Raw genomic sequence first — 24,523 nt, forward strand, 5'->3', positions numbered from 1 at the left:
GGCCCGCCGCCGAGCGACTTCAGCCCCGGCCCGCCGCCGAGCGACTTCAGCCCCGGCCCGCCGCCGAGCGACTTCAGCCCCGGCCCGCCGCCGGCACGGTGGGCCGAGCCCGGAAGGTTAGCGACCTTCGCCGGTGGGGAAGAACCTGAACAGGTCGCATTCGCACGTCGCGGCGGGGAGAGCGGCGAGCGGCGAGCGGCGACCAGTCGCTGCGCCCGAAGGGAAGCCCCGCATGAGACTCAGTCACCACCCGGAAGGGCGTCACGAGGACGGCAACTCCGCCGACCTTCCCGGGGCCGGCGTGACAGCCGTTCCCGCGTCACCGCCCACGCGGTCCGGCGCGAAGGCGTCCGGGCACGACTCGGAAGCGCCGGGCGACGCCGGCAGCACGCTCCCGCGCCGGCCGTCGGACTCGCCGGGCGACGCCGACAGCACGCTCCCGCGCCGGCCGTCGGACTCGCCGGGCGACGCCGACAGCGCGCGACGGCGAGGCGAGGAGGATTTCGATCTGGCCGCCGCCGGCACGACAGAGGTCGGCCGCGGCCCCGACGCCCGGGAGACGGCCCCGCCCGGACCGGACGAGGGGCCGGACAAACCGTCGCAGCTGAAAGCCAAGGGGCTCTTCGCCGCGGTGAAGCGGACGATCAAGCAGTTCTCCGAGGACAACGTCTCGGACTGGGCCGCCGCGCTCACCTACTACGGCGTGCTGTCGATCTTCCCGGGCGCGCTGGTGATCGTCTCGCTGCTGGGCATGCTCGGCCCGGCCGGGCAGCGGACCGTGGAGGACGCGGTCACCGAGATCACGCCGAACTCGCAGCTGCGTGACCTGGTCAACACGGTGCTCGACCAGGTGCACGGCACGGGCAGCGCCGGGACGGCCGCGGTCGTCGGTCTGATCGTGGCGTTCTGGTCGGCGTCCGGGTACATCGCCGCGTTCATGCGCGCGTCGAACGCGATCTACGACGTGCCGGAGGGCCGGCCGATCTGGAAGACCCTGCCGATCCGGGTCGGGGTGACCGCGGTCGTCGGCGTGATGCTGATCGCCTCCGCGGCCATCGTGGTGTTCACCGGCGACCTGGCGCGGGTGGTCGGTGAGCGGATCGGGCTCGGCGACGTCGCCGTCACCATCTGGAACATCGCCAAGTGGCCGGTGCTGTTGATACTGGTCAGCCTGATGTTCGCGATCCTCTACTGGGCCTCGCCGAACGCCAAGACCGGCGGTTTCCGCTGGATCAGCCCGGGCGGGATCTTCGCCGTGGTGCTGTGGGCGGCGGCCTCGGCAGGCTTCGCGATCTACCTGGGGAACTTCGCGAACTACAACAAGACGTACGGGACGCTGGGTGGTGTCATCGCGTTCCTGGTCTGGCTGTGGATCTCCAACATGGCGATCATGCTCGGCGCCGAGCTCGACGCGGAGCTGGAACGCGGCCGCGCCATCGCCGCCGGTCACCCGGCCGACGAGGAGCCGTTCCTGGAGCTGCGCGACACCCGCAAGCTCCAGAAGGGCTCCGAACACGGCCTGAGCCAGAGTTGACCTCCGCCGGCGCGGCGGCCCGAACCGCCGCGCCGGCCCGCGTGGGCGCCGGCCCGCGGGGGCGCCGGCCCGCGGGGGCGCCGGCCCGGAGGACACCGAGCCGCCCCCGGCACAGGCCGCCTGATCCGGGACGGAGCGGCCAATCATGGCAGGCCGGGCACGGACAAAACGACCCGCCGGGCACAACACGGCACGGCGGACACGGCACGGCACGGCGGACACGGCACGCCGGGCACGGCACGGCGGGCAGAGCCACAAGGCTGCGGGCACCAACGCGGCCGTCGGCGCGGCATCTGAACCCGCTCGACGGCCCCGGCACGGTCACTTGCAGAGCAGCTTGCCCATCCGATGACCGGAAACGCTCAACCCCACCCCGAGCAGCGCCAGCAGGAAGAGCACGTCCACCACCTGCGCCCACCCCACCCAGCCCAGGCTGATCCCGCGGATCAGGTCGACCGACCGGTACAGCGGGGACACCTCCACCAGCCAGCGCAGCGCCGGCGGGTACGACTCGGCGGGGACGAACGTGCCGGAGAACAGGAACAGGGCGAACTGCCCGGCCCCGATCAGGTCGAAGTCCTGCCAGCTGCGGATCAGCGTGGACACGGTCATCCCGAGCGCCCCGAACGCGAAGCCGACCAGCACCGTGGCCGGGAACGCGGCGAGCGCGCGCAACGGCGTGGTGAGGTCCATGACGACCATGATCACCAGGAAGGCGGCCGAGTAGACGCTGCCCCGGATCATCGCCCAGACCAGCTCGCCCAGCGCGATCTCGAACGGTTGGATCGGGGTGGCGAGGATCCCGTCGTACAACCGCATGAATTTCATCTTGCCGAAGAAGTTGAAGGTGGTCTCGGCGAGCGCCCCGCTCATCGCCGACGCGGCCAGCATCGCCGGGGCGACGAACTCCGTGTAGCCGACCAGCCTGCCGCCGGGCAGCTCCAGGTCGCCGATCAGGGCGCCGACACCGACGCCGATCGAGAACAGGTACAGCACCGGCTCCAGCAGGCCGCCGGCCATCACCACCCAGTACGCCGACTTGAGCGTGCTGATGTTGCGCTCGGTGACCCGCGCGGACCGGCCGGCGCTGCCCTCGAACGACACCAGTTTCGGCCAGACCAGCGTCAGCACGCCGCTTCTCCCCTCATCGTCAGAACACCAGCCGGCGCTGGAACCGCCGGTGCGCCAGGAACCATCCCGCCACGCACCAGGCCAGCAGGTAGAGCAGGTGCCACCAGCCGGCCGCCCCCGGGTCGAGGCCGAGCGTGGCGGCCCGGGTCAGGTCGACGCCGTGCCACAGCGGCAACGCCCAGGCCACCCATCGCAACGGCTCGGGCAGCGACCCGATCGGGAAGAACACCCCCGAGAACAACGACATCGGCAGCACCGCGAACCGGAACAGGATGGCCAGGTAGCTGTCGCTGCGGACGCTCGCCGTATAGGCCGCGACGGGCGCCGCCACCGCCAGCCCGACCAGCGCGGACAGCGGCAGGACGGCCAGTGTCCAGATCGAGCGGAACGTCCCGAACGCGGCGGCGACCAGAAGGAACGCCGTGACGCTGAGCAGCACCCGGAAGATCATGAAGGCCAGGTGGCCGCCCAGGATGTCACCCACCCGTAGCGGCGCGGCCGCCTGGGCGAAATACACCTTCAGCCACTCGAAGGAGCTCATCACCGGCCAGCTGGCCTCGCCCAGCGCGGTCTGCGCCGCGGTCGAGGCGATCAGTCCGGGCACGATCCAGTCGAGATAGGCCACGCCGTCGATCCCGGTCCTCACGTAGCCGCCGACGCCCAGCCCGAAGCCGAGCATCGTCAGCAACGGCAGCACCAGCGTCGACAGGGCGCTGGACCGCCAGGTGCGCCGGTAGTTGACCAGGTGATATTCCAACACGTACGCCGAGGGGGTCATCAGTCCACCAGCGTCCGGCCGGTGAGGTGCAGGAACACGTCCTCCAGGCTGGAGCGGCGGACCAGGGCCGACGCCGGGTTCAGCGCGCGCCGGTGCACCTCGGCCAGCGCGTCGTCGCCGTCGGAGACGTAGAGCAGCACCCGGTCGGGCAGGACCTCGGTGCGGTCGGCGATGCCTGCCAGCTTGCCCGCGAAGACGCCCTGGTCCTCGGCGGCGAAGCGCAGCTCGACGACCTCACGGGTGGAGTGGCGCTCGATCAGGGCGCGCGGCGAGCCCTCGGCCACGATCCGGCCGCCGTCCATCACCACGAGACGGTCGCAGAGCTGCTCGGCCTCGTCCATGTAGTGCGTGGTGAGCACCAGCGTCACGCCCTGCTGCTTGAGCCGGAACAGCCGCTCCCAGACCAGGTGCCGGGCCTGCGGGTCGAGACCTGTGGTGGGCTCGTCGAGCAGCACCAGGTCGGGCTCGTTGACCAGCGCCCGGGCGATCGTGAGCCGCCGTTTCATGCCGCCGGACAGCGGCTCCACCTTGCTGCCGGCGCGCTCGGTGAGCTGCACGAACTCGAGCAGTTCGGCGGCACGGCGGCGGGCGGTGGGCCGGGGGATGCCGAAGAAGCGCGCATAGGTCGTCAGGTTCTCCCGGACGGTCAGCTCGACGTCGAGGTTGTCGAGCTGGGGGCAGACGCCGAGCCGGGCACGGATCGCCGGGCCGTCCCGCCGCGGATCCATGCCGAGGATCCGCAGCACCCCGCCGGTGGGTGGCGAGACACAGCCGATCATGCGCATGGTGGAGCTCTTGCCGGCCCCGTTGGGACCCAGGAAGCCGAACGCCTCACCGGGCTGCACGTCGACGTCGATGCCGTCGACGGCGGTGAAGTCGCCGAACCTCTTGATCAATCCGCGGGCGTGGATGAGAGCTGTCACGCCCCAAACCCTACGGAGGGGGTACGACAGAATTCCTCGCCGCGCCGACCAGCTCATCGGTCGCCGTGATCACCGACTCGCGGTCCACCGGGGTGCCCGAGTCGTAGCGGACCGCCCAGGTCAACCCGTCCCGCCCGCTCACCCGGCGGCCGACGACGCGCACCGCGCCGTCCTCCAGCTCGTGATGCGTGGTGTACGCCACCGAGCGGGTCACCCGGGACCGCACCTGATCGGGCAGCTCCCCCGGCTCCAGGAGCAGGAACGTCAGCGCCGGGCCGTCCACCAGCACGGTGTAGCCGTCGCGCTCCTCGGCCACCTCGGCCGGGGTGATCCGCAGCTCCCGCCCGGACCACGCGGCCTTGTGGATCTCGTGCCAGCCCAGCCGGTCCCCGCCCGGCGGCCAGATGCCGCGGTTGGTCGCCACCACGACCCCCTGCTCGCACGCGGACCAGGCGACCACCCGCTCCTCGGCCTCGAGCGGGGGACGGGAGCCGGCCGGCAGCGCGGGCCGGCGTCGGAAGAGCCTCACATGCCACCTGCCGCCTGTTCACGCAGGGCCCGGGCCTGCTGTTCCAGCGAGAAGAGCTCCCCGGCGAGCGCCAGATACTGATCCTTGTGGGTGACCGGGTTGAGTCGCTGCACCTTCGACTTCAGGTCGCGGATCCGGGTGGTCACCGCCGCACCCTGCAGCCGTGCCAGGGTGACCTGCACATACCGCGGGTCGACCGGGCCGTCCACCCTCAGCGGCTCCACTGCCAGCTCGCTGACCAGTCCCTGCGAGCCCAGGTCGGCGCAGGCGTCGCGGACCTTCTCGATCCACACCACCCCGCCGGTCGCCGAGCACGCGCCGCCGGCCTGCGCCACCGCCTCACGCAGCGCGGCCAGCACCGGATCGGCGTAGTTCTCCGGCCCGAGCGCGTCGAACATCGGGCCGGCCAGCACCGGCTCCTGCAGGGCCAGTTTCAGCGCCTCACGCTCGACCAGCCGCTGCGGCGAGTCGGCCGGCGCGGGCCGGCCCGGCGCCCGCTGCTCGGCGGCCTCCCCGCGCAGCGCGTTGTGCACCGCGCGCTGCACCGGCTCGAGGTCCATCCCGATGTCGCCGGCCAGCTTCCGGGCGTACTCCGGTCGCTTCTCCCGGTCCTTGATCTTGGCGACCAGGGGGGCGGCCTTGCGCATCGCCTCGACCCGGCCCTCGACGGTGTCCAGGTCGAAGCGCGAGATGGTGTGCCGCAGCGCGAAGTCCACCAGCGGCTCACGGCCGGCGATCATGTCGCGCACCGCGAGGTCGCCGCGGGCCAGGCGCAGCTCACAGGGGTCCATGTTGTCCGGGCTGACCGCGATGAAGGTCCGCCCGACGAACCGCTGGTCCTCCTCGAAGGCGCGCAGCGCCGCCTTCTGCCCGGCCGCGTCCCCGTCGAAGGTGTAGATGATCTCGCCGGTGAAGCTGTCGCTGTCCATCAGCAGCCGGCGCAGCACCCCGATGTGATCGACTCCGAACGCGGTGCCGCACGTCGCCACCGCGGTCGGCTCACCGGCCTCGTGGCAGGCCATCACGTCGGTGTAGCCCTCGACGATCACCGCCCGGCCGCGCTTGGCGATCTCCCGCTTGGCGTGGTCGATGCCGTAGAGCACGTGGGACTTCTTGTAGATCGGCGTCTCGGGCGTGTTCAGGTATTTCGGGCCGTCGTCGTCGTCGAACAGCTTGCGGGCGCCGAAGCCGATCACGTCGCCGCCCAGGTCCCGGATCGGCCAGAGCAGCCGCCGGCGGAACCTGTCGATCAGCGACCCGGAGCGGGCCGTCCTGGACAGGCCCGCGGTGATCAGCTCGTCCGCGGTGAAGCCCTGCAGCCGCAGGTGCTTGCTGAGCGCGTCCCACGAGTCGGGGGCGAAGCCGCACCCGTACCTCTCCGCGGCGTCGCGGCCGAAGCCGCGCTCGGCGAGGAACTCCCGGGCCTTGCGCGCGCCCGGCGAGCCGAGCTGGTCGCGGTAGAACTCGACGGCCGAGGCGTGCGCCGCGATCAACCGCTGCCGCTGCCCCGCCTGCGGCCGCGGGCCGGACGGCGCGGAGCCCTCGGTGTCGTACCGCAACTGGATGCCGGCCTTGCCGGCCAGCCGCTCCACCGACTCGACGAACGACAGGTGCTCGGCGTCCATCAGGAACTTGATCGCGTCCCCGCCCTGGCCGCAACCATGGCAGTAATACACGCCTCGAGCTGGGGAGACGTTGAACGACGGGGTCTTCTCGTCGTGGAAGGGGCACAGCCCCTTGAGGTTCCCGCCCCCGGCCGAACGCAGCGTCACGGTCTCGCTGATCACATCGGCGATCGAGGTGCGGTCGCGGACCAGTGCGATGTCCTCGTCCTTCACCCTGCCCGCCACGGCATACATCCTGCCTCGCCCACTCCCGGAACCGCCAGCAGGGTCCGGGCGCGGCGTCAGGACAGCGGGCCGACCAGCGCGCGGTGCCAGGCCACGGCGGCGTGGTCGGTGAGCGACGCCACCTGATCGATCACGACGCGCAGGGCCGCGGCGTCGCTGCCGGCGGCCGCGTGCGCCGGCCGGAAGAACGGGTCGAGCCTGTCCGGGGCACGGCTGAGCGCCTCCACCAGCTCGACGATGATCAGGCGCTGCCGCTCGTACCACGGCTCCGCGGCGCGCATGCGCATCACGTACCGGAAGGCCATGCCCTTGAGCAGCGCGCACTGGGTGCGCACGGTGCGCGGGACGACCAGGTCGGCGTCGTAGCGGCGCATCGGGTCGGTGCCGTACCGGCTGTGCGTGGCGCCGACCGCGGACGAGACGAACCGGCCGGTCAGCACGCTTGTCATCCGTTTGAGGGTGACCTGGGCGCGGTACGACCCGTCGTACTCCCCGACCGCGGCCACCGCCGGGTCGGCGAGCAGGTGGTCGAGCGCCTCGCCGAGCTCGCCGGCCGTCTCGTCGGAGTAGGTGGCGGCCACGTCGGCGCAGAGCGCGGCGCGCTCCTGCGGGTCCCGCAGCAGCGGGCCGAGATCGAGGTAGCCGCCGTGCAGCCCGTCCTCGACGTCGTGCACCGAGTACGCCACGTCGTCCGCCCAGTCCATCACCTGCGCCTCCAGGCAGCGGCGGTCGCCGGCGCGGCCGTCGCGCAGCCAGGTGAAGACCGGCTCGTCGTCCGGGTAGACGCCGAACTTGCGGGTCCCGGGCCGGCGGAACCACGGATATTTGCAGCAGGCGTCCAGCGAGGCGCGGGTCAGGTTGAGCCCGGCGCCGGGCACCTTGGCCTCCAGCCGGGTGAGCACCCGCAGGGTCTGCGCGTTGCCCTCGAAGCCGCCGCACCCGGCGGCGACCAGATCGAGGGCCGCCTCGCCGTTGTGCCCGAACGGCGGGTGGCCGATGTCGTGGGCCAGGCCGGCGACGTCCACCACGTCCGGGTCGCAGCCCAGACGCGCGCCCATCTCCCGGGAGATCTGCGCGACCTCCAGGGAGTGGGTCAGCCGGGTGCGCAGGAAGTCGTCCGATCCGGCGGTGTGCACCTGCGTCTTGGCGGCGAGCCGGCGGAACCCGGCCGAGTGCAGCACCCGGGCCCGGTCCCGCTGGTAGGGCGTCCGCCCGTAACCGCTGTCCTTGGCGGGCTCGGATGCCCAGCGCTGGGCGTCGACGGCCGTCATGGGATCAACCATAGGGGCCGCGACGGCTCGCGCTATCGACCTTTCCGGTCACCCAGGACGCAGAACTCGTTGCCCTCGGGATCGGCCAGGACCACCCATCCGACGTCGTGCTGGCCGATGTCGGCGGGCCGGGCGCCCATCCCGACCAGGCGTTCCACCTCCGCCTCCCGGTCGTCCGGGCGCAGGTCGAGGTGCAGCCGGTTCTTCACCCGCTTCGGGTCGGCGGACTGGGTGAAGAGCAGGCCGGGCAACTCGTCCGGGCGACGCCGGATCTCCACGAAGTCGCCGTCGTCGTCCTTGCCCTCGTCGACGATCACGTAGTCGAGCGCCTCGGCCCACCAGCGGGCCAGCCGGACGGGATCCGCGGCGTCCACCACGACCTGCTCCCAGCGACTGGGCATATGTCCTCCACACGATCGACACGTGACGATCAGGTTACGCGCCCCCGACGGGTGACCCGTGTCGTTCGAGCGGACGCGCCGTGCGACGAAGGCACTCGATGCGTGCCGGAAGATGACATTCCGTGATTCCTGGTTCACCGGCGACCGCGACGATGCGGCGCTTGCTGACCGAGCTGGGTGCGTCCGGGCGGACCGGCGCACTGCATGTGGGTGGCACTCCAGGTGGGGTGTTCTACCTGGTGGCGGGACGGATCGCGTACGCCGAGTCGCCGGCCGCGCCGAGCCTGGCGGAACGCCTGATCGGCTCCGGGCGGCTCAGCCCGCAGACCTGGCGCGCGGCGTATGCGGAGGGTCACCGCGCCCGCCGGGTCGGGCGGATCCTGCTGCGCGACGGCTGGCTCGGCCAGCACGAGCTGGCGCTGCGGGTGGTGGCCGCGATCGCCGGCGCCACGCACGCGCTGCTGCGACAGGCCGACGCGCCGGCCCGGTTCGTCCCCGGGGAACGGCACTGGCTGGGCGAGGTGACGCCGGGCACGCGCACCCGGGCGCGGCCGCGGCTGGTCCGGCGCCGGCCCCGGGCCCGCACGCCGGCCTGACCGACCACGACGCACAGGGCGTGCGACCTTTCGCCTCGGTGTCACCGGAGGATGGCCCGCGGTGGCGGGGGCGGCGATCCGGTCGTACGCCACGAGCAGCGCACCCGAGGGAAACGTCGAGGAGAGAAGTGCCCGGCGTCGATCACTGTCTACAGGAGGCCATGACGATTCCTGGCGCGGTCGGGGCCAGCATCGTCGACTACACCACCGGCTTTCCGGTCGCCACGACCGGGGCCGCACCGAATTCGGACCACGAGGCCACTGCCGCCGGAACCGCCGACGTGGTCCAGGCCGCGAACAGCCGGTCGCTGTTCGTCTCGGCCGTACCGCACGACCTGCTCGAAGACCTGATCATCACGACGGCCGGGGGTTACCACCTCCTGCGGGTCGTCCAGACCGAATTCGATAGCCGGCTGGTGCTCTACGTCTGGCTGGACCGGGTGCGCGGCAACCTCGCCGTGGCCCGCCGCCAGATGCAGCGCCTGACCGACGAGCTCGTCGCGACATGACAAACGCGCACACCAGTGAGGAGTGACGGTGCCGCCCACGAAGACCGCCGGACCAGGCGATCTGCTGTCGCAGGTCGCCGGTGAGCGGCAGACCGGAGCGCTGGTGGTGGGCGGCCACCCCGGCGGCGCGGTCTACGTCTTCGAGGGCCGGGTCATCTACGCCGAGTCGCCGGCCGCGCCGGGGGTGGGCGAGCTGCTCACCTCGTCCGGGCGGCTGGCCGGGCGGACCTGGCAGAACGCGCTGGACCTGGGCACCTCGACGGCCCGGGTGGGCCGGCTGCTGGTCGAGCAGGGACATCTCACCCAGGGGGAGCTGGAGCTGTGCGTGCTCGGGGCGACCTACGACGCGGCGTACTTCACGCTGGCCACGGCACGCGCGTCCGTGGACTTCCTGCCGTCGGCCACGCACTGGCTGGGTCCGGTGGTGCACATCGACACGGCGGCGGTGCTGCACGAGGTGGGGCGGCGGGCCGAACTGCTCGACGACATCTTCCCCGACCCGCGGATCGACACCGCTCCGGTGAGCCCGGTGACCCGGCCGCCGCGGGAGCGGGTGACCGTCACCGCGCTGCAGTGGGAGTTACTGATCCACGCCGACGGGCAGCGCACGCCTGCGGATCTGGCGCTGCTGCTCGGCCGCGCCGGCTACGCGACCATCCAGGAGCTGCGGCGGCTCGCGGCGCTGGGGCTCATCGAGCTTCCCGAGGTACGGGTACCGGACGCCCCCGACTTCTTCGTCCGGCTGCCGCGGCACCGGCCCGGCGCCGTGCCGGTGACTCGCCCCGCGCCCGTGCCGGAGGCGGCGCCGGGCGGGCCACCGGTCGACGGGATGCCGCCGGCCAGAGGGGAGCCACCACCACCGGAACCACCACCACCGGGGGTGGGGAACACCGGGCCGAACCGGCTGGCCCGCCGCAAACCCGGCGCGAAGCTGCCGAAGGAGCTCGCCACCGAGAACCCGCCGGTGCATCAGGGCACCGACGAAGTCCTGCTGAAACGCATACGCACCGCGCTGCGGGCACTGCGGTGACGCGCGCACCCCCGGACCAGGAAGAAGGAGCGTGGCGAGTGATTACTGTCGATCCGGCGGTACCCGACGAGCTCGGCCGCCTGCGCAGCCGGGTGCCGGAGCTGGTCGGCAGCGTGCTGGCCACGGCCGACGGCATGGTCGTCGCGCACGACTCGCACGGGATCGAACCGGACACCCTGGCGGCTCTGGCCGCGGCGCATCTGGCGCTGGCCCGCCGGTTCGCGCACGCGGTCAATCACGGCGAGCTGCGGGAATCCGTCGTGGAGTGCGACGGCGGGTACATCACCTCGTACACCGCGGGCCCGAACGCCCTGCTCACCGTGGTCACCTCGGGTGACGCGAACCTGGCCATGGTGCACCTGGAGGCGCGGCGGTGCGTACGCCGGATCGTCAAGCTCCTGGCCCAACTGGAGCTGATCCGGCAGCAGCAGAAGCAACAGCAACTGCTCCAGCAGCAGCACCGGGCGCAGTCGGAGCACCAGCCGCCGCAGCGGCCGGAGATCCCGCAACAGACCGGACCCTCGACGGCCCCGCTGGTCCGGCGGACCCCGATGGCCACCCTGCCGAACGTCGGCGTGCACGGCAGCCTCCGCCACACGGCGGCCGGCTGACCGGCAGAGCAGCACCGCGGCGATCCGCCGCACTCATCGGCGCCGCCGCTCCTGGCCGGCGGGCCACCATCCCACCACAACGGAGGAACGAATTCCGATGGCCGACATGGACACCGCGCTCAAGGAAGTTATGGAGATCGACGGCTGCATCGGCGTCGCGCTCGTCGACCACACCAGCGGCATGGCCCTGGGCACCCTGGGCGGCGGCAAGGACCTCGACCTGACGGTCGCCGCGGCCGGCAACACCGACGTGGTCCGGGCGAAGCTGCGCGCGATGGAGATGCTCAACCTGTCCGAGAAGATCGAGGACATCCTGATCACCCTGGACACGCAGTACCACATGATCCGCCCGCTCACCAGCCGAGCGGGCAAGGGGCTGTTCCTCTACGTGGCGCTGCGCCGGGACCGGGCGAACCTGGCCATGTCCCGGCACCAGTTGCGGCGCATCGAGAACGACCTCGACGTCTGATCACGACGTCGTCCCGGCATGATCGCCACCCCCCGGACGGGGAGGGCCCGCACCGCCCTCCCCGTCCACGGTTCTCAGGCCCGCAGCTCGCGCGGCTCCTGATCGCCGTGCGCCCACATCTCGTGGGTGAACCCGCCGGTCAGCAGCCGGGCCCGCAGCGACTTGCCACGCCGGGCCGGCACGACCGAGACCGAGGTCCCGTCCTGGCGCAGCTCCCGGGCGACCGCGAGCACCGTGGCCAGCTCATCACGGTCCTTGTCGAACAGCAGGGCGAGGCGTCTGCGGGGCTCGGCGCCACGGTCCCGGAGCAGTTCCCAGATGCGCTCGAAACCGATGGAGAACCCGCACGCCGGTACCGTGCGGCCGAGGAAACGGCCGATCATCTGGTCGTACCGGCCACCGCCCGCGACAGACGAATTCATCCCCTCGACCTGGATCTCGAAGATCGGGCCGGTGTAGTACCCCATGCCGCGCACCAGGGTCAGGTCGACGTCGATACGCACGTCCGCCGCGGACGCGCCGGCCGCGTCGCGGATGGTGGCCAGCCCGTCCAGCGCCTCCCGGTCGTCGTCGATCTTCAGCAGGCCGGCGAGCGTCGCCAGGTCGGCCGACTCCCGCGACGCCTCGATGATGCTCATCAGGCCGGTCACCGCGGCCGGCGGGAAACCCCGCTGGACCAGCGTGTCGGCCACCCCGGACGGCCCGATCTTGTCGATCTTGTCGAGCTGGACGAGCGCCTCGCCGAACGACTCCGGCGCGAGGCCCGCCACGCTGAGCAGCCGGTGGAGCAGGCGGCGGTCGTTGAGCTGCACCCGGAACCCGCGGAAGCCGAGCGCGCCGAGCGCCTCGGTGGTCGCGGTCACCAGTTCCACCTCGGCCAGCAGGCCGGGCTCGCCGATGAGGTCGATGTCGCACTGGACGAACTGCCGGTAACGGCCGCGCTGCGGGCGCTCGGCACGCCACACCGGGCCGATCTGCATGGCCCGGAACGGGCTCGGCAGCTTGGCCTCGTTGGTGGCGAAATAGCGTGCCAGCGGAACCGTGAGGTCGTAGCGCAGGCCGTAGTCCGCGAGATCGGTCTGCGGCGTGACGCTCTGCGGGTCGAGGCCGCGCCGGAGCGTCTTGAAGATCAGCTTCTCGTTCTCGCCGCCCTGGCCGGACAGCAGGAAACGCAGATCCTCCAGGACCGGCGTCTCGATCCCGGAATAGCCGAACTTCTCGTAGACGGCGCGAATGCGCTGGATCACCTCACCGCGCGTGCGCGCCTCCTCCGGAAGGAAGTCCCGCATCCCGCGCACCGGCGACGGTCGTTCACTCATTCGGCGTGTCGTCCTTCCTGTGCGCCTGGGCGCCCTTCACCGGCCCCAGAACCTATCAGCCGCGACGATCCCGACTCCGGCGGTGATACGCGGCGAACGCGCCCCGGCTGCCGCCCACCGCTGCTGGTCCCCGGACCCGGCGGCTAGCATGTGCGGCATGTCGGCCCGGGAGATCGTGGAACGTGTCCGGGCCGGTGAGCTCGACCACGAGACCGCCCTCGACCTGCTCGCCGGCGTGCCGGCCGCGGAGACCGACACGGCGCTGGCCACCGCGCTGGGCGGCGAGTTCGACAGGCTGTTCCGTACCGGCTGGCAGCCGGTGGAGCTGCACCGGGCGGTGGCCCGGCGCGGCAATCCGATCCAGGGGCGGCTGGTCGCGGAGGCCGCCACCACGTTCATGACCGGCAAGGAGCCGGTCGCGGACGGGTGGCGGGCTCAGGCCGTACAGCTGAGATCGGCCGGAGGCCGCAGATCGGACCGGATCGCCGTGCTGGACGCCTCCCTGGACCTGCTGGCGCAGCTGCGCCGCCTGCCGGCCATCGAGATCCTCGTCCCGCCGCCGGGCACGCCCGCGACGACCGTGCACCAGCACGCCGACCAGCGGGTGCTCGACCGGGTGCGGGCGCTGCTGGCCAAGGCGGAGGCCACCGACTTCCCGGCCGAGGCGGAGGCGTACAGCGCCAAGGCGCAGGAGCTGATCACCCGCTACCGGATCGAGGAGGTCACCGCGCCGGCCGTGGACCTCACCCCGTTCGCGCGCCGGATCGGGGTCGACCATCCCTACGAGAACGAGAAGGCCAGCCTGCTCGACGCCGTCTCACGGGCCAACGGCTGCCGCACGGTCTGGTCGCCGGAGCTGGGCTTCAGCACGATCTTCGGCTTCGACGCCGACATCGACGCGGTCGAGCTGCTCTACACGTCGCTGCTGGTCCAGGCGAACAAGGCGATGACCCGGGACGAGCCGGTCAAGGGCAAGGCCCGGGTCAAGGCGTTCCGCCGATCGTTCCTGATCGCCTACGCCGTCCGGATCGGCGAGCGCCTGCGCGAGGTCGCCGACCGCGAGTTCGCCGGCCACGGCGACCTGCTCCCGGTGCTGCGCGACCGCGACGTCCAGGTCCGCGCCGCGATGGAGCGGGTCTTCCCCCGCACGGTCCGCGCCCGCGGCAGCCGCGTCGACAGCCTGGAGGGCTGGGATTCCGGCCGCGCCGCCGCGGACGAGGCGAACCTGCGATAGAACCCGATCCGGTACGCCCGGAGCACCGTCCCACGGCCCGGTCGCACCGGGACCTGGCCCCCTATCCGCCGGACTCCTCGGTCTCGGCTCCCTCCGGGACGGTGTCGTCGTCGCGGGAGTCGAGCCACCCGTGCGGAAGCGCCACCTTGCCCGGGGCGTTGACCCGGCCGCGCGGCTGGCCCAGCGACTCGACCGGGAACGGCACCGCCGGGTCCAGCTTGGCGAGCAGGTCGTCCAGCTCGTCCAGCGACGAGATCATCGCCAGGCTGCGGCGCAGGTCACCGCCGACCGGGAAGCCCTTCAGGTACCACGCGACGTGTTTGCGGAAGTCGGCACAGCCGTGCCTCTCGTCCTCCAGCGCCTCGACCAGCAACTGCGCGTGCCGGGACATGATCTTCGCGACCTCGCCCAGGGTGGGCAGCACCGGCTGGTACGAGTCGCCCTGGGTGAACGCCGCCTCCAGATCCGCGAACAGCCACGGGCGGCCCAGGCAGCCGCGGCCCACCACCACGCCGTCGACGCCGGTGTGCGCGACCATCCGCAGCGCGTCGGAGCCCTCCCAGATGTCGCCGTTGCCCAGCACCGGCACGTCCAGGGCCTGCTTGAGGGTGGCGATCGCGTCCCAGTCGGCCTGGCCGGAATACCGCTGCTCGGCGGTGCGGGCGTGCAGCGCCACGGCGGCCACCCCGGCGTCCTGCGCGGTGAGGCCGGCCTCGACGTACGTCAGATGGTCCTCGTCGATGCCCTTGCGCATCTTGATGGTTAGCGGGATGCCGTAGTCCGCTGCCGCGTCGGCGGCCTGGCGCACGATGCGGCCGAACAGCTTGCGGCGCCAGGGCAGCGCCGACCCGCCGCCGCGGCGGGTCACCTTCGGCACCGGGCAGCCGAAGTTCAGGTCGACGTGGTCGGCCAGGTCGTTCTCGCCGACCATGCGCACCGCCGCCGCGGTGACCTCCGGGTCCACACCGTAGAGCTGCAGGCTGCGGAAGCCCTCGTCCTCGGCGAACGCGATCATCTTGAGCGTCTTGGGGATCCGCTCCACCAGGGCCCGCGTGGTGATCATCTCGCAGACGTAGACGCCGCCGCCCTGCTCCCGGCAGAGGCGCCGGAACGCCACATTGGTGATCCCGGCCATCGGGGCGAGCACGACGGGCGGGTTGACGGCGTGGTTGCCGAGCATGAGCGGTGCGGTCACGCGCTCCAGGGTGACACGCTCAGCCCGGCAACCACGAATCGGCAGCCGCCTACCGGTCCCCGTCCGGCGCGATCAGCGTGTCCAGCATCCCGATGATCTGCTGCACGCCGCCCTTGAGCAGGTGCAGGTCGGCGGTGTGCTGCGCGAGGATCGCGGCGTGTTCCTCGAACATCCCGGTGTGCCTGTTCAGGATGGTGGTGTGCCTGTTGAGGATCGCGGTGTGCTCCGACTGGGTTTTCGCCAGCGACTTCAGGAGCCGATCCTGGGCAGCCAGCTTCAAGCCGAGCTCCGACTGATCACGATCTTGGCTGGCGCGGAGCCTTTCCTGCTCGTCCATGCGCTCCTCCAGGTTGGCAACGCGGTCTTCCAGGGTCGGCATACATGCCTCCAGGGCGAAGGGTAGCCCGTCAACCGACGGGTGAGGGGTGTTCACTCCGCCGACAACTATAGGCGCGGGACCAGATGTCGTGCGTCACCTGAACGGGTGCCCGCGTGGCGCGCGGCGACCGGGCCGGGCGGGTCACGGGACGCTGAAGTTGACGGCGACCCGGTTGTCCCCCTCGGTCACGCCCCAGAGCCGGGGCGCCGAGCCGTTGTACGACGGCTGGTACGACAGGTTCTCCAGCCCGCCGTAGACCTGCGCCTGCTGGTGCGGCGCCTGGTCCGGCAGGGCCTTGTGGACGCAGGTGCCGGAGCCGGACGCGCAGGTGCCGGAGATGAACCAGTTCGCACCGTCGCTGGCCACGCCCTGCATGTGCCAGATCGGCGAGACGAACGCCTCGTCGGCGTGCACCTTGCCGTCCGCGCTGAGCAGTGGCAGCGCTGTCGCCGAGCTCATCGGCCAGCGGATCGCCCGGCCCCCGGCGCTGTTCGCGCCGACGAACTCGGCCGAGACCATCGAGTCCCGGGCGCTGCCCCGGCGGTCCAGGCTGATCGCGTTGAGGCAGGGCCGGTTGCCGGTGATCGACGAGCAGCCGACGTACGCCCCGGTCGGCGTGTACTCCGGGTAGTACTCCCCCACCTCGGGCAGCACGTACCGGTGCCAGCGGCCGCTGGGCGCCTTCGTCCCGTCGGCTCCGAAGCCGACCTCCTGCTCGGAGCGGGTCATCGCCCACAGGTGACGCAGGCTGAACGCGTGCAGCCGGCCGCCGTTGGCGACCAGGATGGTGTTGCCGTACCAGACGACGCCGTCGGCGTGGTTCCAGTCGAACGTCCGGAAGTTGTCCACCCCACCGGTGGAGTCCGGCACGACCAGCAGCACGTCGCGGAACTTCAGCGCCGCGGTGCTGGTGTAGTCGACGAAGGTGAGCCGGGCGAACGCGTCGCTGTCCTGCGGGCCGTGCCAGCTGGCCACGGCGATCCTGCGGTCCTGCCAGATCAGGTTCGGCTGGGCGTCCCAGGAGCCGGTGACGCCCTGCGGGCGCCAGGTGGAGGCCCAGTCGTCGTCCTCGGGGTCCCAGCAGAAGCCGGCCGGGCTCAGCGTCGACGGGATCCCGGTGGAGTGGCACAGCCCCCAGGTGGGCCGGAAGTCCTGGGGCCCGTCGATCGCCGCACCGAGCGTCGGCACCGCGGTGACCTTCCCGCTCGCCTCGATCCGGTCGATGACCGCGCCGTACCGCTGGAAACTGTCGGACGGATCCAGCACGAACGACGACGCGTCGATGTGCGCGAACGCCGCCGCGGCGTCCGCCCGCCCCGGACCGGCCGCCACCGTCACGGCGCCGATCAGCACCGACGCCGCCCCGGCCAGCAGGCGCCGCCCCCGTGAACCTCTCGACATAGGCCACCTTCCCTTGATCAGAAAGTGACCATCCTAGATTCCGTCAGCCCGGCTGGAACAGCGCGCGGGGCATGGCGTCGCCATGCCCCGCGTCGACGGATCGGAACTCAGCAGCCCGGCAGGCGCTTGATCAGGTAGTCCTCGATCTGGTCGAGGGAGACCCGCTCCTGCTTCATGGTGTCGCGGTCCCGCACGGTCACCGCGTTGTCGGTGAGCGTGTCGAAGTCGACGGTCACGCAGAACGGCGTGCCGATCTCGTCCTGCCGCCGGTACCGCCGCCCGATCGCCTGCGAGTCGTCGAACTCCACGATCCACCGCTTGCGCAGGGTCGCGGACAGCTCACGGGCCTTCGGCGACAGCTCCGGGTTGCGCGACAGCGGCAGCACGGCGACCTTGACCGGGGCCAGGCGCGGGTCGAACCGCATGACCGTGCGCTTGTCGACGCCGCCCTTGGTGTTCGGCGCCTCGTCCTCGTCGTACGCCTCGAGCAGGAACGCCAGCACCGCGCGGGTCAGGCCGGCGGCCGGCTCGATCACGTACGGCGTCCAGCGCTCGCCCTTCTCCTGGTCGAAATAGGACAGGTCGACGCCGGAGTGCTTGGAGTGCGTGGACAGGTCGAAGTCGGTCCGGTTCGCGATGCCCTCGAGCTCGGCGAAGTCGGTGCCGCCGAACTGGAAGCGGTACTCGATGTCGACGGTCCGCTTCGAGTAGTGCGACAGCTTCTCCTTCGGGTGCTCGTAGAAGCGCAGGTTGTTCTCCGACAGGCCCAGGTCGCGGTACCAGTTCCAGCGCTCCTGCAGCCAGTACTCGTGCCACTGCTCGTCGCTGCCGGGCGCGACGAAGAACTCCATCTCCATCTGCTCGAACTCGCGCGTGCGGAAGATGAAGTTGCCGGGCGTGATCTCGTTGCGGAAGCTCTTGCCGATCTGCGCGATACCGAACGGCGGCTTCTTGCGCGCCGCGGTCGCCACGTTGGCGTAGTTCACGAAGATGCCCTGGGCGGTCTCCGGGCGCAGGTAGTGCAGGCCCTCGGTGCTCTCGGTCGGGCCGAGATAGGTCTTCATCAGGCCGTTGAACATCTTCGGCTCGGTGAAGGTGCCCTTGTTGCCGCAGTTCGGGCAGTTCAGCTCCTGCAGCGAGGAGGGCGGCGACCCGTGCTTGGCCTCGTAGGCCTCCTCCAGGTGGTCGGCCCGGAAACGCTTGTGGCAGGACTGGCACTCGGTCAGCGGGTCGACGAACGCGTCGAGGTGACCGGAGGCCGCCCACACGTCCTTGGCCAGGATCACGGCCGAGTCCAGGCCGACGATGTCGTCGCGCTGCTGGACCATGGTCCGCCACCACTGCCGGCGGACGTTCTCCTTCAGTTCGACGCCCAGCGGACCGTAGTCCCAAGCCGAGCGGGTCCCTCCGTAGATCTCGCTGGAGGGGAAGACGAAGCCCCGGCGCTTGGCAAGGCTGACAACGGAATCGATGCGGTCGGCAGGCATGGGTCTCCTACGCCGGCTGGGTGTCGGCGGGGGTATCGATGTGGGAAGAGGACGAAAGCCGAGATTACTCCCCGAGCGAGCACACCTCGAACGCGCCCGTGCTGGTGTTCTGCCCCAGCTGCGCCTCGGTGTGCTCGACGTCGCCCCCGGAGTAGGTCAGGTCCACCGGCACCTCGCCGGAGACCAGATCAAGATCACCGATCCGGTACGCCGTGAAGCGCTCCTCCCGGGCCACCCGCTCGCGGAACTCGGCGAGGCTCTCCCGGTCCTTCGCCTCCTGGCACAACTGCCCGTACGCCTTGTCGTAGTCACCGGCCCTGACCGCGTCCAGGTACTTGCCGACCACGACGTGCGCCTGCTCGTTGAACGCGCCGGTCATCGCCACCCCGAGGCCGATCACCGCGGCCAGCCCCCCGGCGCAGACCAGCGCCACGATGCCGCCGCCGATGCCGAAGCCCAGCCCGATCCGCCGGCCCCGCCCCTCGACCGGCGGCGCCGGGAACGGCGGGTGCACGCCCGGCCCCGGCGGGGGCGGGGGCACGAAGACGGCAGGCGGGGCGGCCGGAGCGGCGTACTCGACAGGCGGTTGACCGTAGGTCATACGCAGAGCCTAGTAGGCGGGGTCCGAGGCGGTGGCCGGCGTCGGCCGAGGGCGAGGTCGCATACCGGTGTCGTCTGTGGCCTTGCCGCGGGAGCCGCACCCGCCTGATCCGCGGGGCGGGCCCTGGCTCTCAGCGCCACGGATCGGCGGCCCGGTCGCTGGCGGCGACCTCGACCGGCTCGCCGGGCCCGGCGCTGGCCAGCGTCTCGAACGCGGACGGCTCGTCCAGCGACCGGGCCAGCAGCGGGGTCGCGTGCACCTTGACGTCGAAGGCGCCCAGCGCGCGGCGGTAGGCTCCGACGGACTCCCACTCGGTCACCAGGGTCCAGCTGGACGTGTCCTCCAGGGCCCGGGTGAGCCGGCCGGACCGGTAACCGGGGCATCGCGCGAGCGCGGCCAGCGCGGCGTGCGCCTGCTCCACGAAGCCGTCACCAGTGTCCGGCGGGACCAGGAAGCGGTTGAGCACCAGCATGTGACGAGGGTACGCACCTTGACGGGAGCCGCTGTGACGACGTCCGACCATTTCCTGCGCCGCCTGGCCCGGATCAACCCGACCACCGCGTTCGTCGTGGCGCTGGTGCTGCTGCTGGCCGGTCTCTTCCTGCCCGGGGTGGTGGGCGCGCTGCTGCTCGGGGTCCTCGCGGCCGGGCTCGCGGCGCTGACGTTCACCACCTGGCCGGTGCAGGCGCCGATCACCCGGCTGGTCCGGGTGGTGCTGCTCACTCTTCTGGTGGTCGCCGTGGTCGGCAAGGCGCTCTGAACGCATGCGCTTTTGACAATCATTGTCATTATCGATCACAGTGGGTGGCATGATGCGCCGCCCGCTGGTCCCCCTGGTCGTGCTGGCCGCCCTGGCCGCGCTGGCCGGCTGCGGCGCGCGGGCCGACGCCGGCGGCCGCCTGCCGATCGTGGCCGCCTTCTATCCCCTGCAGTTCATCAGCGAGCGGATCGGCGGCGGCCTGGTCACGGTCACCAACCTGACCAAGCCCGGCGCCGAGCCGCACGACGTGGAGCTCAGCCCGCGCCAGGTGGCCCAGATCTCGGACGCGAAGATCGCCGTCTTCCTGCACGGCTTCCAGCCCGCGGTGGACGACGCCATCGAGCAGAACGCCGAGGAGCAGGGGTACGACGTGGCAAGCGCCGTCCCGCTGCTGCACGCGGAGGACTCCGGGGGCGACGAGGGTCACGACCACGAGCACGAGCACGGCGGCACCGACCCGCACGTCTGGCTGGACCCCACCCGCCTCGCCGCGATCGGCGACCGGCTCGCCGAGCGGTTCGGCCAGGCCGACCCGGCGCACGCCGCCGGCTACCGGGCGCACGCCGCCACCCTGCACCAGCAGCTCACCGAGCTGGACGGCGAGTTCCGCGCCCGGCTGGCCGGCTGCGCGCGGCGGGAGCTGGTCACCAGCCACACCGCGTTCCACTACCTGGCCGCCCGCTACCAGCTGACCCAGGTCGGGATCACCGGCGTCGACCCGGAGGCCGAGCCGTCGCCGCGCCGCCTGGCCGAAGTGGCCGCCGAGGCCCGGTCGCACGGCACCACCACCATCTTCTTCGAGACCCTGGTCAGCCCGAAGGTCGCCGAGACGATCGCGCGTGAGGTCGGCGCGCGGACCGCGGTGCTCGACCCGCTGGAGGGCCTGACCGACCCGGACGCGGACTACTTCTCGGTGATGCGGGCCAACCTGGCCGCGCTCACCACGGCATTGGGGTGCACGTCATGACCGTCATCGAAGTCAATCACCTGGCGGCCGGATACGACGGGCGGGAGATCCTGCGGGACGTCACCCTCAGCGTCGCGGCCGGCGACGTGGTCGCGGTGCTGGGCGCCAACGGCTCCGGCAAGTCCACGCTCATCCGGACGATCCTGGGCCTGGTCCCGATCCGCCGGGGCGAGGTCGAGCTGTTCGGCACGCCGCAGCGCCGGTTCCGCCGGTGGGAGCGGGTCGGATACGTGCCGCAGCGCCTGGGCGCCGGCAGCGGCGTGCCGGCCACCGTCGGCGAGGTGGTCTCCTCCGGCCGGCTGGCCCGCCGCGGGCTGTTCCGCCCGCCCGGGGCCGCCGACCGGGCCGCGGTCCACCAGGCGCTGGAGGCGGTGGGTCTGCTGGACCGGATCGGCGACCCGGTCAGCACCCTCTCCGGCGGCCAGCAGCAGCGCACGTTGATCGCCCGGGCGCTGGCCGGCCGGCCCGACCTGCTGGTGCTGGACGAGCCGACCGCCGGCGTGGACGCGGCCAGCCAGGAGGCGTTCGCCGGGGCGCTTACCGCGTTCGCCGCCGACGGCGGGACGATCCTGCTGGTCCTGCACGAGCTGGGGCCGCTGCGGCCGCTGATCGGCCGGGCCGTGGTGGTGCACGAGGGCCGGATCGCGCACCAGGGCGTGCCGCCGGAGCCGGCCGGGCACCACGCCGAACCGGGGCACGACCACGTGCACCCGCACGCCGACGCGGAGCAGGCCGGCATCTGCGAGTGGGCGCCCACCGACGGGATGAAGGCGTACTAGACATGGACCTGCTCACCTATCCCTTCATGCTGCGTGCCCTGGCCGGCGCCCTGATCATCGGGCTGGCCGCGCCGGCGCTCGGGGTCTACCTGGTGCAGCGGCGGCTGTCGCTGATCGGCGACGGGATCGGCCACGTGGCGCTGACCGGTGTCGGCGTCGGCCTGCTCACCCACCAGTCCCCGGTGCTCACCGCGGTGTTGGTCTCGGTGTTCGGCGCGATCGCCGTCGAGCTGGTCCGCGAGCGCGGGCGCACCTCCGGCGACCTGGCCCTGGCCCTGCTCTTCTACGGCGGCATCGCGGGCGGAGTGGTGCTGGTCGGGCTCTCCGACGACGCCAGCAACGCCAGCTTGATGCAGTACCTGTTCGGCTCGCTGATCACCACCTCGCCCACGGACATCGCGGTGATCGCGGTGCTCGGCGCCGCAGTGCTGGCCGCCATGCTGGTGTTCCGGCCGGCGCTGTTCGCGCTCTGCAACGACGAGGAGTACGCGCGGGTGAGCGGCCTGCCGGTGCGTACCCTCAATCTGCTGCTCGCGGTGACGACAGCGGTCACCGTGACGATCGCCATGCGTACCGTCGGCCTGCTCCTGGTCTCCGCCCTGATGGTCGTCCCGGTCGCGGCCGCCCAGCAGCTGACCCGCGGATTCCGGTCGACGATGGCGGTGGCCATGCTGATCGGGATCTGCGCGGCCGGCGCCGGGGTGGTGGTCTCCGGCGAGATCGACACCGCGCCGGGCGCCACCACGGTGCTGCTCGCCATCGCGGCGTTCCTGCTCGCCACCGGCGCCGGCGCGCTCTGGCACCGCCGGCCCGGTTCCCCCTCGCCGGCCCCTGTCGAACCCCCGGATGTCGTGCTCCATGGCTGACCGGGTCCGCGCGGTACGGTGGTCCACACCATGACGGCCACCGGTTACGAAGCGTACGAAGCCGCGGGCGCGCTGCTGCGAGCGCTGTCCGCCCCGATCCGGATCGCCATCGTCGCGGAGCTCGGAGCGGGCGAGCGTTGTGTGCACGATCTGGTCTCGCAACTCGGCGCCCCGCAGCCGCTGGTCTCGCAACACCTGCGGGTGTTGCGGGGGGCCGGCGTGGTGAGGGGTGTCCGGCGTGGCCGCGAGATCGCATACTCCCTGGTGGACGAACACGTCGCGCACATCGTCGCCGATGCCGTGAGCCATGCGAGGGAGAGCCGATCGTGAACCCGGAGAGCAGTGCCCAGCGCAACACCAAGCAGCGGAGCGCGGTGCGTGACGTGCTCGGCGAGACCGAGGGCTTCCACAGCGCGCAGGACCTGCACGCGATGCTGCGCGACCGGGGCGAGCGGGTCGGCCTGACCACCGTGTACCGGACGCTGCAGGGGCTGGCCGACACCGGCGAGGTGGACGTGATGCGCCCGCCCGGTGGCGAGCACCTCTACCGCCGGTGCAGCCAGGGGCATCACCACCACCTGGTGTGCCGGTCGTGCGGGCGGACCGTCGAGGTGCTCGGGCCGGCGGTGGAGTCCTGGGCCGAGAAGATGGCCGGTCAGCACGGTTTCGTCGACGTGTCGCACACCATGGAGATCTTCGGGACGTGCCCGGAGTGCGCCGGCAAGGGCTAGGTGCCACGCTGCACTGGTGAAGTTCTATGCGGACCGCCTGCCCACCGCCGTACGCCAGCTGGTCACCGACATCCTCGTCGTCGTCTGGGTCTACCTGTGGATCCGTGTGGCGCTCTGGGTCCGCGACGTGGTGCAGAAGCTGGCCGTTCCCGGCCAGAAGCTGGAGAGCGCGGGCAGCGGCATCGCCGACAACCTGGCCGACGCCGGCGGCAAGGTGGGCCGCGTGCCGCTCGTCGGCGACCAGCTGACCAAGCCGTTCAACGGCGCCGCCGACGCGGCCCGCTCGATCGCCGACGCCGGCCACCAGCAGCAGGAGCTGGTCGACCAGCTGGCGCTGATCCTGCCGCTGATGGCCCTCGCGGTGCCGCTGGCGCTGGTGCTCTTCCTCTGGCTGCCGCTGCGGATCCGGTGGATCCGGCGCGCCTCGGTGGCCCTCGCCGTCCGGGACGAGCCGGCCGGCAAGGACCTGCTGGCGTTGCGGGCGCTCGCCTCCCGGCCGCTGAGCGAGCTGGCCCGGCTCGGGCCGGACATCGCGCAGAGCTGGCGGGCCGGTGACGCCGCAGCGGTGGAGGCGCTCGCCGAGCTGGAGCTCAAGCGTCTCGGTCTGCGCCGCGGGCGAAGCTGAGCGCCGCGGGGTCGGCGGGGGCGTCGTCCAGCACGAAGCCGTCCTTGTCGTCGTCGTCGGCCCAGTTGCGGTGGGTCACCGGCAGGATCGCCCAGAACGTCAGGAACCAGCCGCCGGAGATCACCGTGAGCACCACGGCCCAGCGCGCGTCCAGCACGTAGTCGGTGATCAGCAGCACGCTGCTCACCATCGAGACCAGCATGCAGGCCAGCCCGCCGGTGGCCATCCGGTGCGCGTAGCGGACCAGCTCGGGCTTACGGCCCTGGCGGAACAGCGCGCGGTGGAACGCCACCGGCGAGATGATCAGCGCGGTGGCGAACGCCGCGCTGATCAGCGCCACCATGAACACGTCCCGCTGGAACGCGTTGGCCTTGGGGAAGCCGCTGGAGAAGGGGAGGGTCAGCAGGAAGGCGAAGAGAATCTGCACGCCGGTCTGCGCCACGCGCAACTCCTGCAGGAGGTCGGCGAAGTTCCGGTCCCAACGCTGCTTCTGGGTCTCTCTCGACGAGGGGGCCATGGTGTCATGGCGTTCCCCGCCGTGGGCATG

At 71.9% G+C, this 24,523-nt stretch carries 29 protein-coding genes; 14 read left to right on the plus strand and 15 right to left on the minus strand.

Annotated elements, in window-relative coordinates; all coding sequences use genetic code 11:
* Positions 1-232 precede the first annotated feature (232 nt).
* The gene (locus Asi03nite_RS24630; RefSeq protein WP_307834026.1) at positions 233-1,534 is read left to right on the plus strand and encodes a YhjD/YihY/BrkB family envelope integrity protein; all 1,302 of its coding nucleotides are present in this window, start codon (positions 233-235) and stop codon (positions 1,532-1,534) included.
* A 321-nt stretch (positions 1,535-1,855) separates the two neighbouring features.
* On the opposite strand, the gene Asi03nite_RS24635 is transcribed toward Asi03nite_RS24630, so the two are convergent.
* The 7 genes from Asi03nite_RS24635 to Asi03nite_RS24665 are packed head-to-tail and all read right to left on the minus strand — an operon-like array spanning position 1,856 to position 8,417.
* The gene (locus Asi03nite_RS24635; RefSeq protein ID WP_203682826.1) at positions 1,856-2,665 is read right to left on the minus strand and encodes an ABC transporter permease; all 810 of its coding nucleotides are present in this window, start codon (positions 2,663-2,665) and stop codon (positions 1,856-1,858) included.
* Between the two features lie 19 nt (positions 2,666-2,684).
* Positions 2,685-3,443 (minus strand): ABC transporter permease, encoded by a 759-nt coding sequence (locus Asi03nite_RS24640; RefSeq protein ID WP_203682827.1) that lies wholly within the window; start codon positions 3,441-3,443, stop codon positions 2,685-2,687.
* A complete protein-coding gene (locus Asi03nite_RS24645; RefSeq protein ID WP_203682828.1) occupies positions 3,443-4,366 on the minus strand; it encodes an ABC transporter ATP-binding protein in 924 nt (307 codons plus the stop codon). Before Asi03nite_RS24645 ends, Asi03nite_RS24640 begins: the two co-directional genes overlap by 1 nt.
* Positions 4,367-4,376: 10 nt before the next feature.
* Entirely contained in the window at positions 4,377-4,895 is a 519-nt protein-coding gene (locus Asi03nite_RS24650) for a hypothetical protein (protein ID WP_203682829.1), read from the minus strand.
* Positions 4,892-6,754: a DNA primase gene (dnaG, locus tag Asi03nite_RS24655; protein WP_203682830.1), complete on the minus strand. Its 1,863-nt coding sequence runs from the start codon at positions 6,752-6,754 to the stop codon at positions 4,892-4,894. Before dnaG ends, Asi03nite_RS24650 begins: the two co-directional genes overlap by 4 nt.
* Before the next feature lie 47 nt (positions 6,755-6,801).
* Positions 6,802-8,016, minus strand: coding sequence for a deoxyguanosinetriphosphate triphosphohydrolase (locus Asi03nite_RS24660; protein ID WP_203682831.1), 1,215 nt, complete (start codon positions 8,014-8,016; stop codon positions 6,802-6,804).
* 32 nt (positions 8,017-8,048) lie between these two features.
* Positions 8,049-8,417 carry a VOC family protein gene (locus tag Asi03nite_RS24665; RefSeq protein ID WP_203682832.1) on the minus strand — a complete coding sequence of 123 codons (369 nt, stop codon included), beginning with the start codon at positions 8,415-8,417 and terminating at the stop codon, positions 8,049-8,051.
* 122 nt (positions 8,418-8,539) lie between these two features.
* On the opposite strand from Asi03nite_RS24665, the gene Asi03nite_RS24670 reads away from it, so the two are divergent.
* The 5 genes from Asi03nite_RS24670 (at position 8,540) to Asi03nite_RS24690 (ending at position 11,632) form a co-directional block, all read left to right on the plus strand.
* Positions 8,540-9,013 (plus strand): DUF4388 domain-containing protein, encoded by a 474-nt coding sequence (locus Asi03nite_RS24670; protein ID WP_203682833.1) that lies wholly within the window; start codon positions 8,540-8,542, stop codon positions 9,011-9,013.
* Positions 9,014-9,141: 128 nt separating this feature from the next.
* Positions 9,142-9,522 (plus strand): roadblock/LC7 domain-containing protein, encoded by a 381-nt coding sequence (locus Asi03nite_RS24675; protein WP_203682834.1) that lies wholly within the window; start codon positions 9,142-9,144, stop codon positions 9,520-9,522.
* 28 nt (positions 9,523-9,550) lie between these two features.
* Entirely contained in the window at positions 9,551-10,552 is a 1,002-nt protein-coding gene (locus Asi03nite_RS24680) for a DUF4388 domain-containing protein (protein ID WP_203682835.1), read from the plus strand.
* Between the two features lie 41 nt (positions 10,553-10,593).
* Positions 10,594-11,163, plus strand: a complete 570-nt coding sequence (locus Asi03nite_RS24685; RefSeq protein WP_203682913.1) for a roadblock/LC7 domain-containing protein — start codon at positions 10,594-10,596, stop codon at positions 11,161-11,163.
* Positions 11,164-11,260: 97 nt separating this feature from the next.
* A complete protein-coding gene (locus Asi03nite_RS24690) occupies positions 11,261-11,632 on the plus strand; it encodes a hypothetical protein (protein WP_203682836.1) in 372 nt (123 codons plus the stop codon).
* 74 nt (positions 11,633-11,706) lie between these two features.
* Here the strand turns inward: Asi03nite_RS24690 and hisS are convergent, their stop codons facing one another.
* Positions 11,707-12,951, minus strand: coding sequence for a histidine--tRNA ligase (hisS, locus tag Asi03nite_RS24695; protein WP_203682837.1), 1,245 nt, complete (start codon positions 12,949-12,951; stop codon positions 11,707-11,709).
* Positions 12,952-13,108: 157 nt separating this feature from the next.
* Between hisS and Asi03nite_RS24700 the strand changes: the two genes are divergently transcribed.
* The gene (locus Asi03nite_RS24700; RefSeq protein WP_203682838.1) at positions 13,109-14,185 is read left to right on the plus strand and encodes a DUF2786 domain-containing protein; all 1,077 of its coding nucleotides are present in this window, start codon (positions 13,109-13,111) and stop codon (positions 14,183-14,185) included.
* Positions 14,186-14,246: 61 nt separating this feature from the next.
* Here the strand turns inward: Asi03nite_RS24700 and dusB are convergent, their stop codons facing one another.
* From dusB to Asi03nite_RS24730, 6 genes are all read right to left on the minus strand, one after another.
* Positions 14,247-15,365 (minus strand): tRNA dihydrouridine synthase DusB, encoded by a 1,119-nt coding sequence (dusB, locus tag Asi03nite_RS24705; protein ID WP_203682914.1) that lies wholly within the window; start codon positions 15,363-15,365, stop codon positions 14,247-14,249.
* A 64-nt stretch (positions 15,366-15,429) separates the two neighbouring features.
* Complete coding sequence (locus Asi03nite_RS24710; protein WP_203682839.1) at positions 15,430-15,759, minus strand: hypothetical protein; 330 nt, start codon at positions 15,757-15,759, stop codon at positions 15,430-15,432.
* A 141-nt stretch (positions 15,760-15,900) separates the two neighbouring features.
* On the minus strand, positions 15,901-17,160 hold the full coding sequence (locus Asi03nite_RS24715; protein WP_203682840.1) for a hypothetical protein: 1,260 nt from the start codon (positions 17,158-17,160) through the stop codon (positions 15,901-15,903).
* 107 nt (positions 17,161-17,267) lie between these two features.
* Complete coding sequence (locus tag Asi03nite_RS24720; RefSeq protein ID WP_203682841.1) at positions 17,268-18,647, minus strand: glycine--tRNA ligase; 1,380 nt, start codon at positions 18,645-18,647, stop codon at positions 17,268-17,270.
* 64 nt (positions 18,648-18,711) lie between these two features.
* Entirely contained in the window at positions 18,712-19,248 is a 537-nt protein-coding gene (locus Asi03nite_RS24725) for a hypothetical protein (RefSeq protein ID WP_203682842.1), read from the minus strand.
* A 130-nt stretch (positions 19,249-19,378) separates the two neighbouring features.
* On the minus strand, positions 19,379-19,720 hold the full coding sequence (locus tag Asi03nite_RS24730) for an antibiotic biosynthesis monooxygenase family protein (protein ID WP_203682843.1): 342 nt from the start codon (positions 19,718-19,720) through the stop codon (positions 19,379-19,381).
* A 33-nt stretch (positions 19,721-19,753) separates the two neighbouring features.
* Here Asi03nite_RS24730 and Asi03nite_RS24735 point away from each other — a divergent pair, with 33 nt between their 5' ends.
* Genes Asi03nite_RS24735 through Asi03nite_RS24765 form a run of 7 tightly spaced genes read left to right on the plus strand, consistent with a single transcriptional unit; the run spans position 19,754 to position 23,976 of the window.
* Entirely contained in the window at positions 19,754-20,008 is a 255-nt protein-coding gene (locus Asi03nite_RS24735) for a DUF6703 family protein (RefSeq protein ID WP_203682844.1), read from the plus strand.
* Between the two features lie 52 nt (positions 20,009-20,060).
* Positions 20,061-20,975: a metal ABC transporter substrate-binding protein gene (locus tag Asi03nite_RS24740; RefSeq protein WP_373872161.1), complete on the plus strand. Its 915-nt coding sequence runs from the start codon at positions 20,061-20,063 to the stop codon at positions 20,973-20,975.
* Positions 20,972-21,754: a metal ABC transporter ATP-binding protein gene (locus Asi03nite_RS24745; RefSeq protein ID WP_203682846.1), complete on the plus strand. Its 783-nt coding sequence runs from the start codon at positions 20,972-20,974 to the stop codon at positions 21,752-21,754. The genes Asi03nite_RS24740 and Asi03nite_RS24745 overlap by 4 nt, the downstream gene beginning before the upstream one ends.
* 2 nt (positions 21,755-21,756) lie before the next feature.
* Positions 21,757-22,620 carry a metal ABC transporter permease gene (locus Asi03nite_RS24750; protein WP_203682847.1) on the plus strand — a complete coding sequence of 288 codons (864 nt, stop codon included), beginning with the start codon at positions 21,757-21,759 and terminating at the stop codon, positions 22,618-22,620.
* Between the two features lie 30 nt (positions 22,621-22,650).
* Entirely contained in the window at positions 22,651-22,950 is a 300-nt protein-coding gene (locus Asi03nite_RS24755; protein WP_203682848.1) for an ArsR/SmtB family transcription factor, read from the plus strand.
* Positions 22,947-23,351, plus strand: a complete 405-nt coding sequence (locus Asi03nite_RS24760) for a Fur family transcriptional regulator (RefSeq protein WP_203682849.1) — start codon at positions 22,947-22,949, stop codon at positions 23,349-23,351. Before Asi03nite_RS24755 ends, Asi03nite_RS24760 begins: the two co-directional genes overlap by 4 nt.
* A 16-nt stretch (positions 23,352-23,367) precedes the next feature.
* Positions 23,368-23,976 (plus strand): hypothetical protein, encoded by a 609-nt coding sequence (locus tag Asi03nite_RS24765; protein WP_203682850.1) that lies wholly within the window; start codon positions 23,368-23,370, stop codon positions 23,974-23,976.
* On the opposite strand, the gene Asi03nite_RS24770 is transcribed toward Asi03nite_RS24765, so the two are convergent.
* Positions 23,942-24,493, minus strand: coding sequence for a DUF6328 family protein (locus Asi03nite_RS24770; protein ID WP_203682851.1), 552 nt, complete (start codon positions 24,491-24,493; stop codon positions 23,942-23,944). The two genes, Asi03nite_RS24765 and Asi03nite_RS24770, sit on opposite strands and share 35 nt — an antisense overlap.
* Between the last annotated feature and the right edge of the window lie 30 nt (positions 24,494-24,523).

The sequence above is a fragment of the Actinoplanes siamensis genome, assembly GCF_016862395.1.
GTDB classification, from domain to species: Bacteria; Actinomycetota; Actinomycetes; order Mycobacteriales; family Micromonosporaceae; genus Actinoplanes; species Actinoplanes siamensis.

Bases quoted from the DNA above. Each gene is read 5' to 3' on its own strand.
- hisS (WP_203682837.1), bottom strand. From the start codon at position 12,951: ATGAGTGAACGACCGTCGCCGGTGCGCGGGATGCGGGACTTCCTTCCG.
- Asi03nite_RS24755 (WP_203682848.1), top strand. From the start codon at position 22,651: ATGACGGCCACCGGTTACGAAGCGTACGAAGCCGCGGGCGCGCTGCTG.
- Asi03nite_RS24665 (WP_203682832.1), bottom strand. From the start codon at position 8,417: ATGCCCAGTCGCTGGGAGCAGGTCGTGGTGGACGCCGCGGATCCCGTC.
- dusB (WP_203682914.1), bottom strand. From the start codon at position 15,365: ATGCTCGGCAACCACGCCGTCAACCCGCCCGTCGTGCTCGCCCCGATG.
- Asi03nite_RS24740 (WP_373872161.1), top strand. From the start codon at position 20,061: ATGCGCCGCCCGCTGGTCCCCCTGGTCGTGCTGGCCGCCCTGGCCGCG.
- Asi03nite_RS24745 (WP_203682846.1), top strand. From the start codon at position 20,972: ATGACCGTCATCGAAGTCAATCACCTGGCGGCCGGATACGACGGGCGG.
- Asi03nite_RS24725 (WP_203682842.1), bottom strand. From the start codon at position 19,248: ATGACCTACGGTCAACCGCCTGTCGAGTACGCCGCTCCGGCCGCCCCG.
- Asi03nite_RS24630 (WP_307834026.1), top strand. From the start codon at position 233: ATGAGACTCAGTCACCACCCGGAAGGGCGTCACGAGGACGGCAACTCC.
- dnaG (WP_203682830.1), bottom strand. From the start codon at position 6,754: ATGTATGCCGTGGCGGGCAGGGTGAAGGACGAGGACATCGCACTGGTC.
- Asi03nite_RS24720 (WP_203682841.1), bottom strand. From the start codon at position 18,647: ATGCCTGCCGACCGCATCGATTCCGTTGTCAGCCTTGCCAAGCGCCGG.
- Asi03nite_RS24730 (WP_203682843.1), bottom strand. From the start codon at position 19,720: ATGCTGGTGCTCAACCGCTTCCTGGTCCCGCCGGACACTGGTGACGGC.
- Asi03nite_RS24750 (WP_203682847.1), top strand. From the start codon at position 21,757: ATGGACCTGCTCACCTATCCCTTCATGCTGCGTGCCCTGGCCGGCGCC.
- Asi03nite_RS24690 (WP_203682836.1), top strand. From the start codon at position 11,261: ATGGCCGACATGGACACCGCGCTCAAGGAAGTTATGGAGATCGACGGC.
- Asi03nite_RS24640 (WP_203682827.1), bottom strand. From the start codon at position 3,443: ATGACCCCCTCGGCGTACGTGTTGGAATATCACCTGGTCAACTACCGG.
- Asi03nite_RS24715 (WP_203682840.1), bottom strand. From the start codon at position 17,160: ATGTCGAGAGGTTCACGGGGGCGGCGCCTGCTGGCCGGGGCGGCGTCG.
- Asi03nite_RS24660 (WP_203682831.1), bottom strand. From the start codon at position 8,016: ATGACGGCCGTCGACGCCCAGCGCTGGGCATCCGAGCCCGCCAAGGAC.
- Asi03nite_RS24710 (WP_203682839.1), bottom strand. From the start codon at position 15,759: ATGCCGACCCTGGAAGACCGCGTTGCCAACCTGGAGGAGCGCATGGAC.
- Asi03nite_RS24770 (WP_203682851.1), bottom strand. From the start codon at position 24,493: ATGGCCCCCTCGTCGAGAGAGACCCAGAAGCAGCGTTGGGACCGGAAC.
- Asi03nite_RS24700 (WP_203682838.1), top strand. From the start codon at position 13,109: ATGTCGGCCCGGGAGATCGTGGAACGTGTCCGGGCCGGTGAGCTCGAC.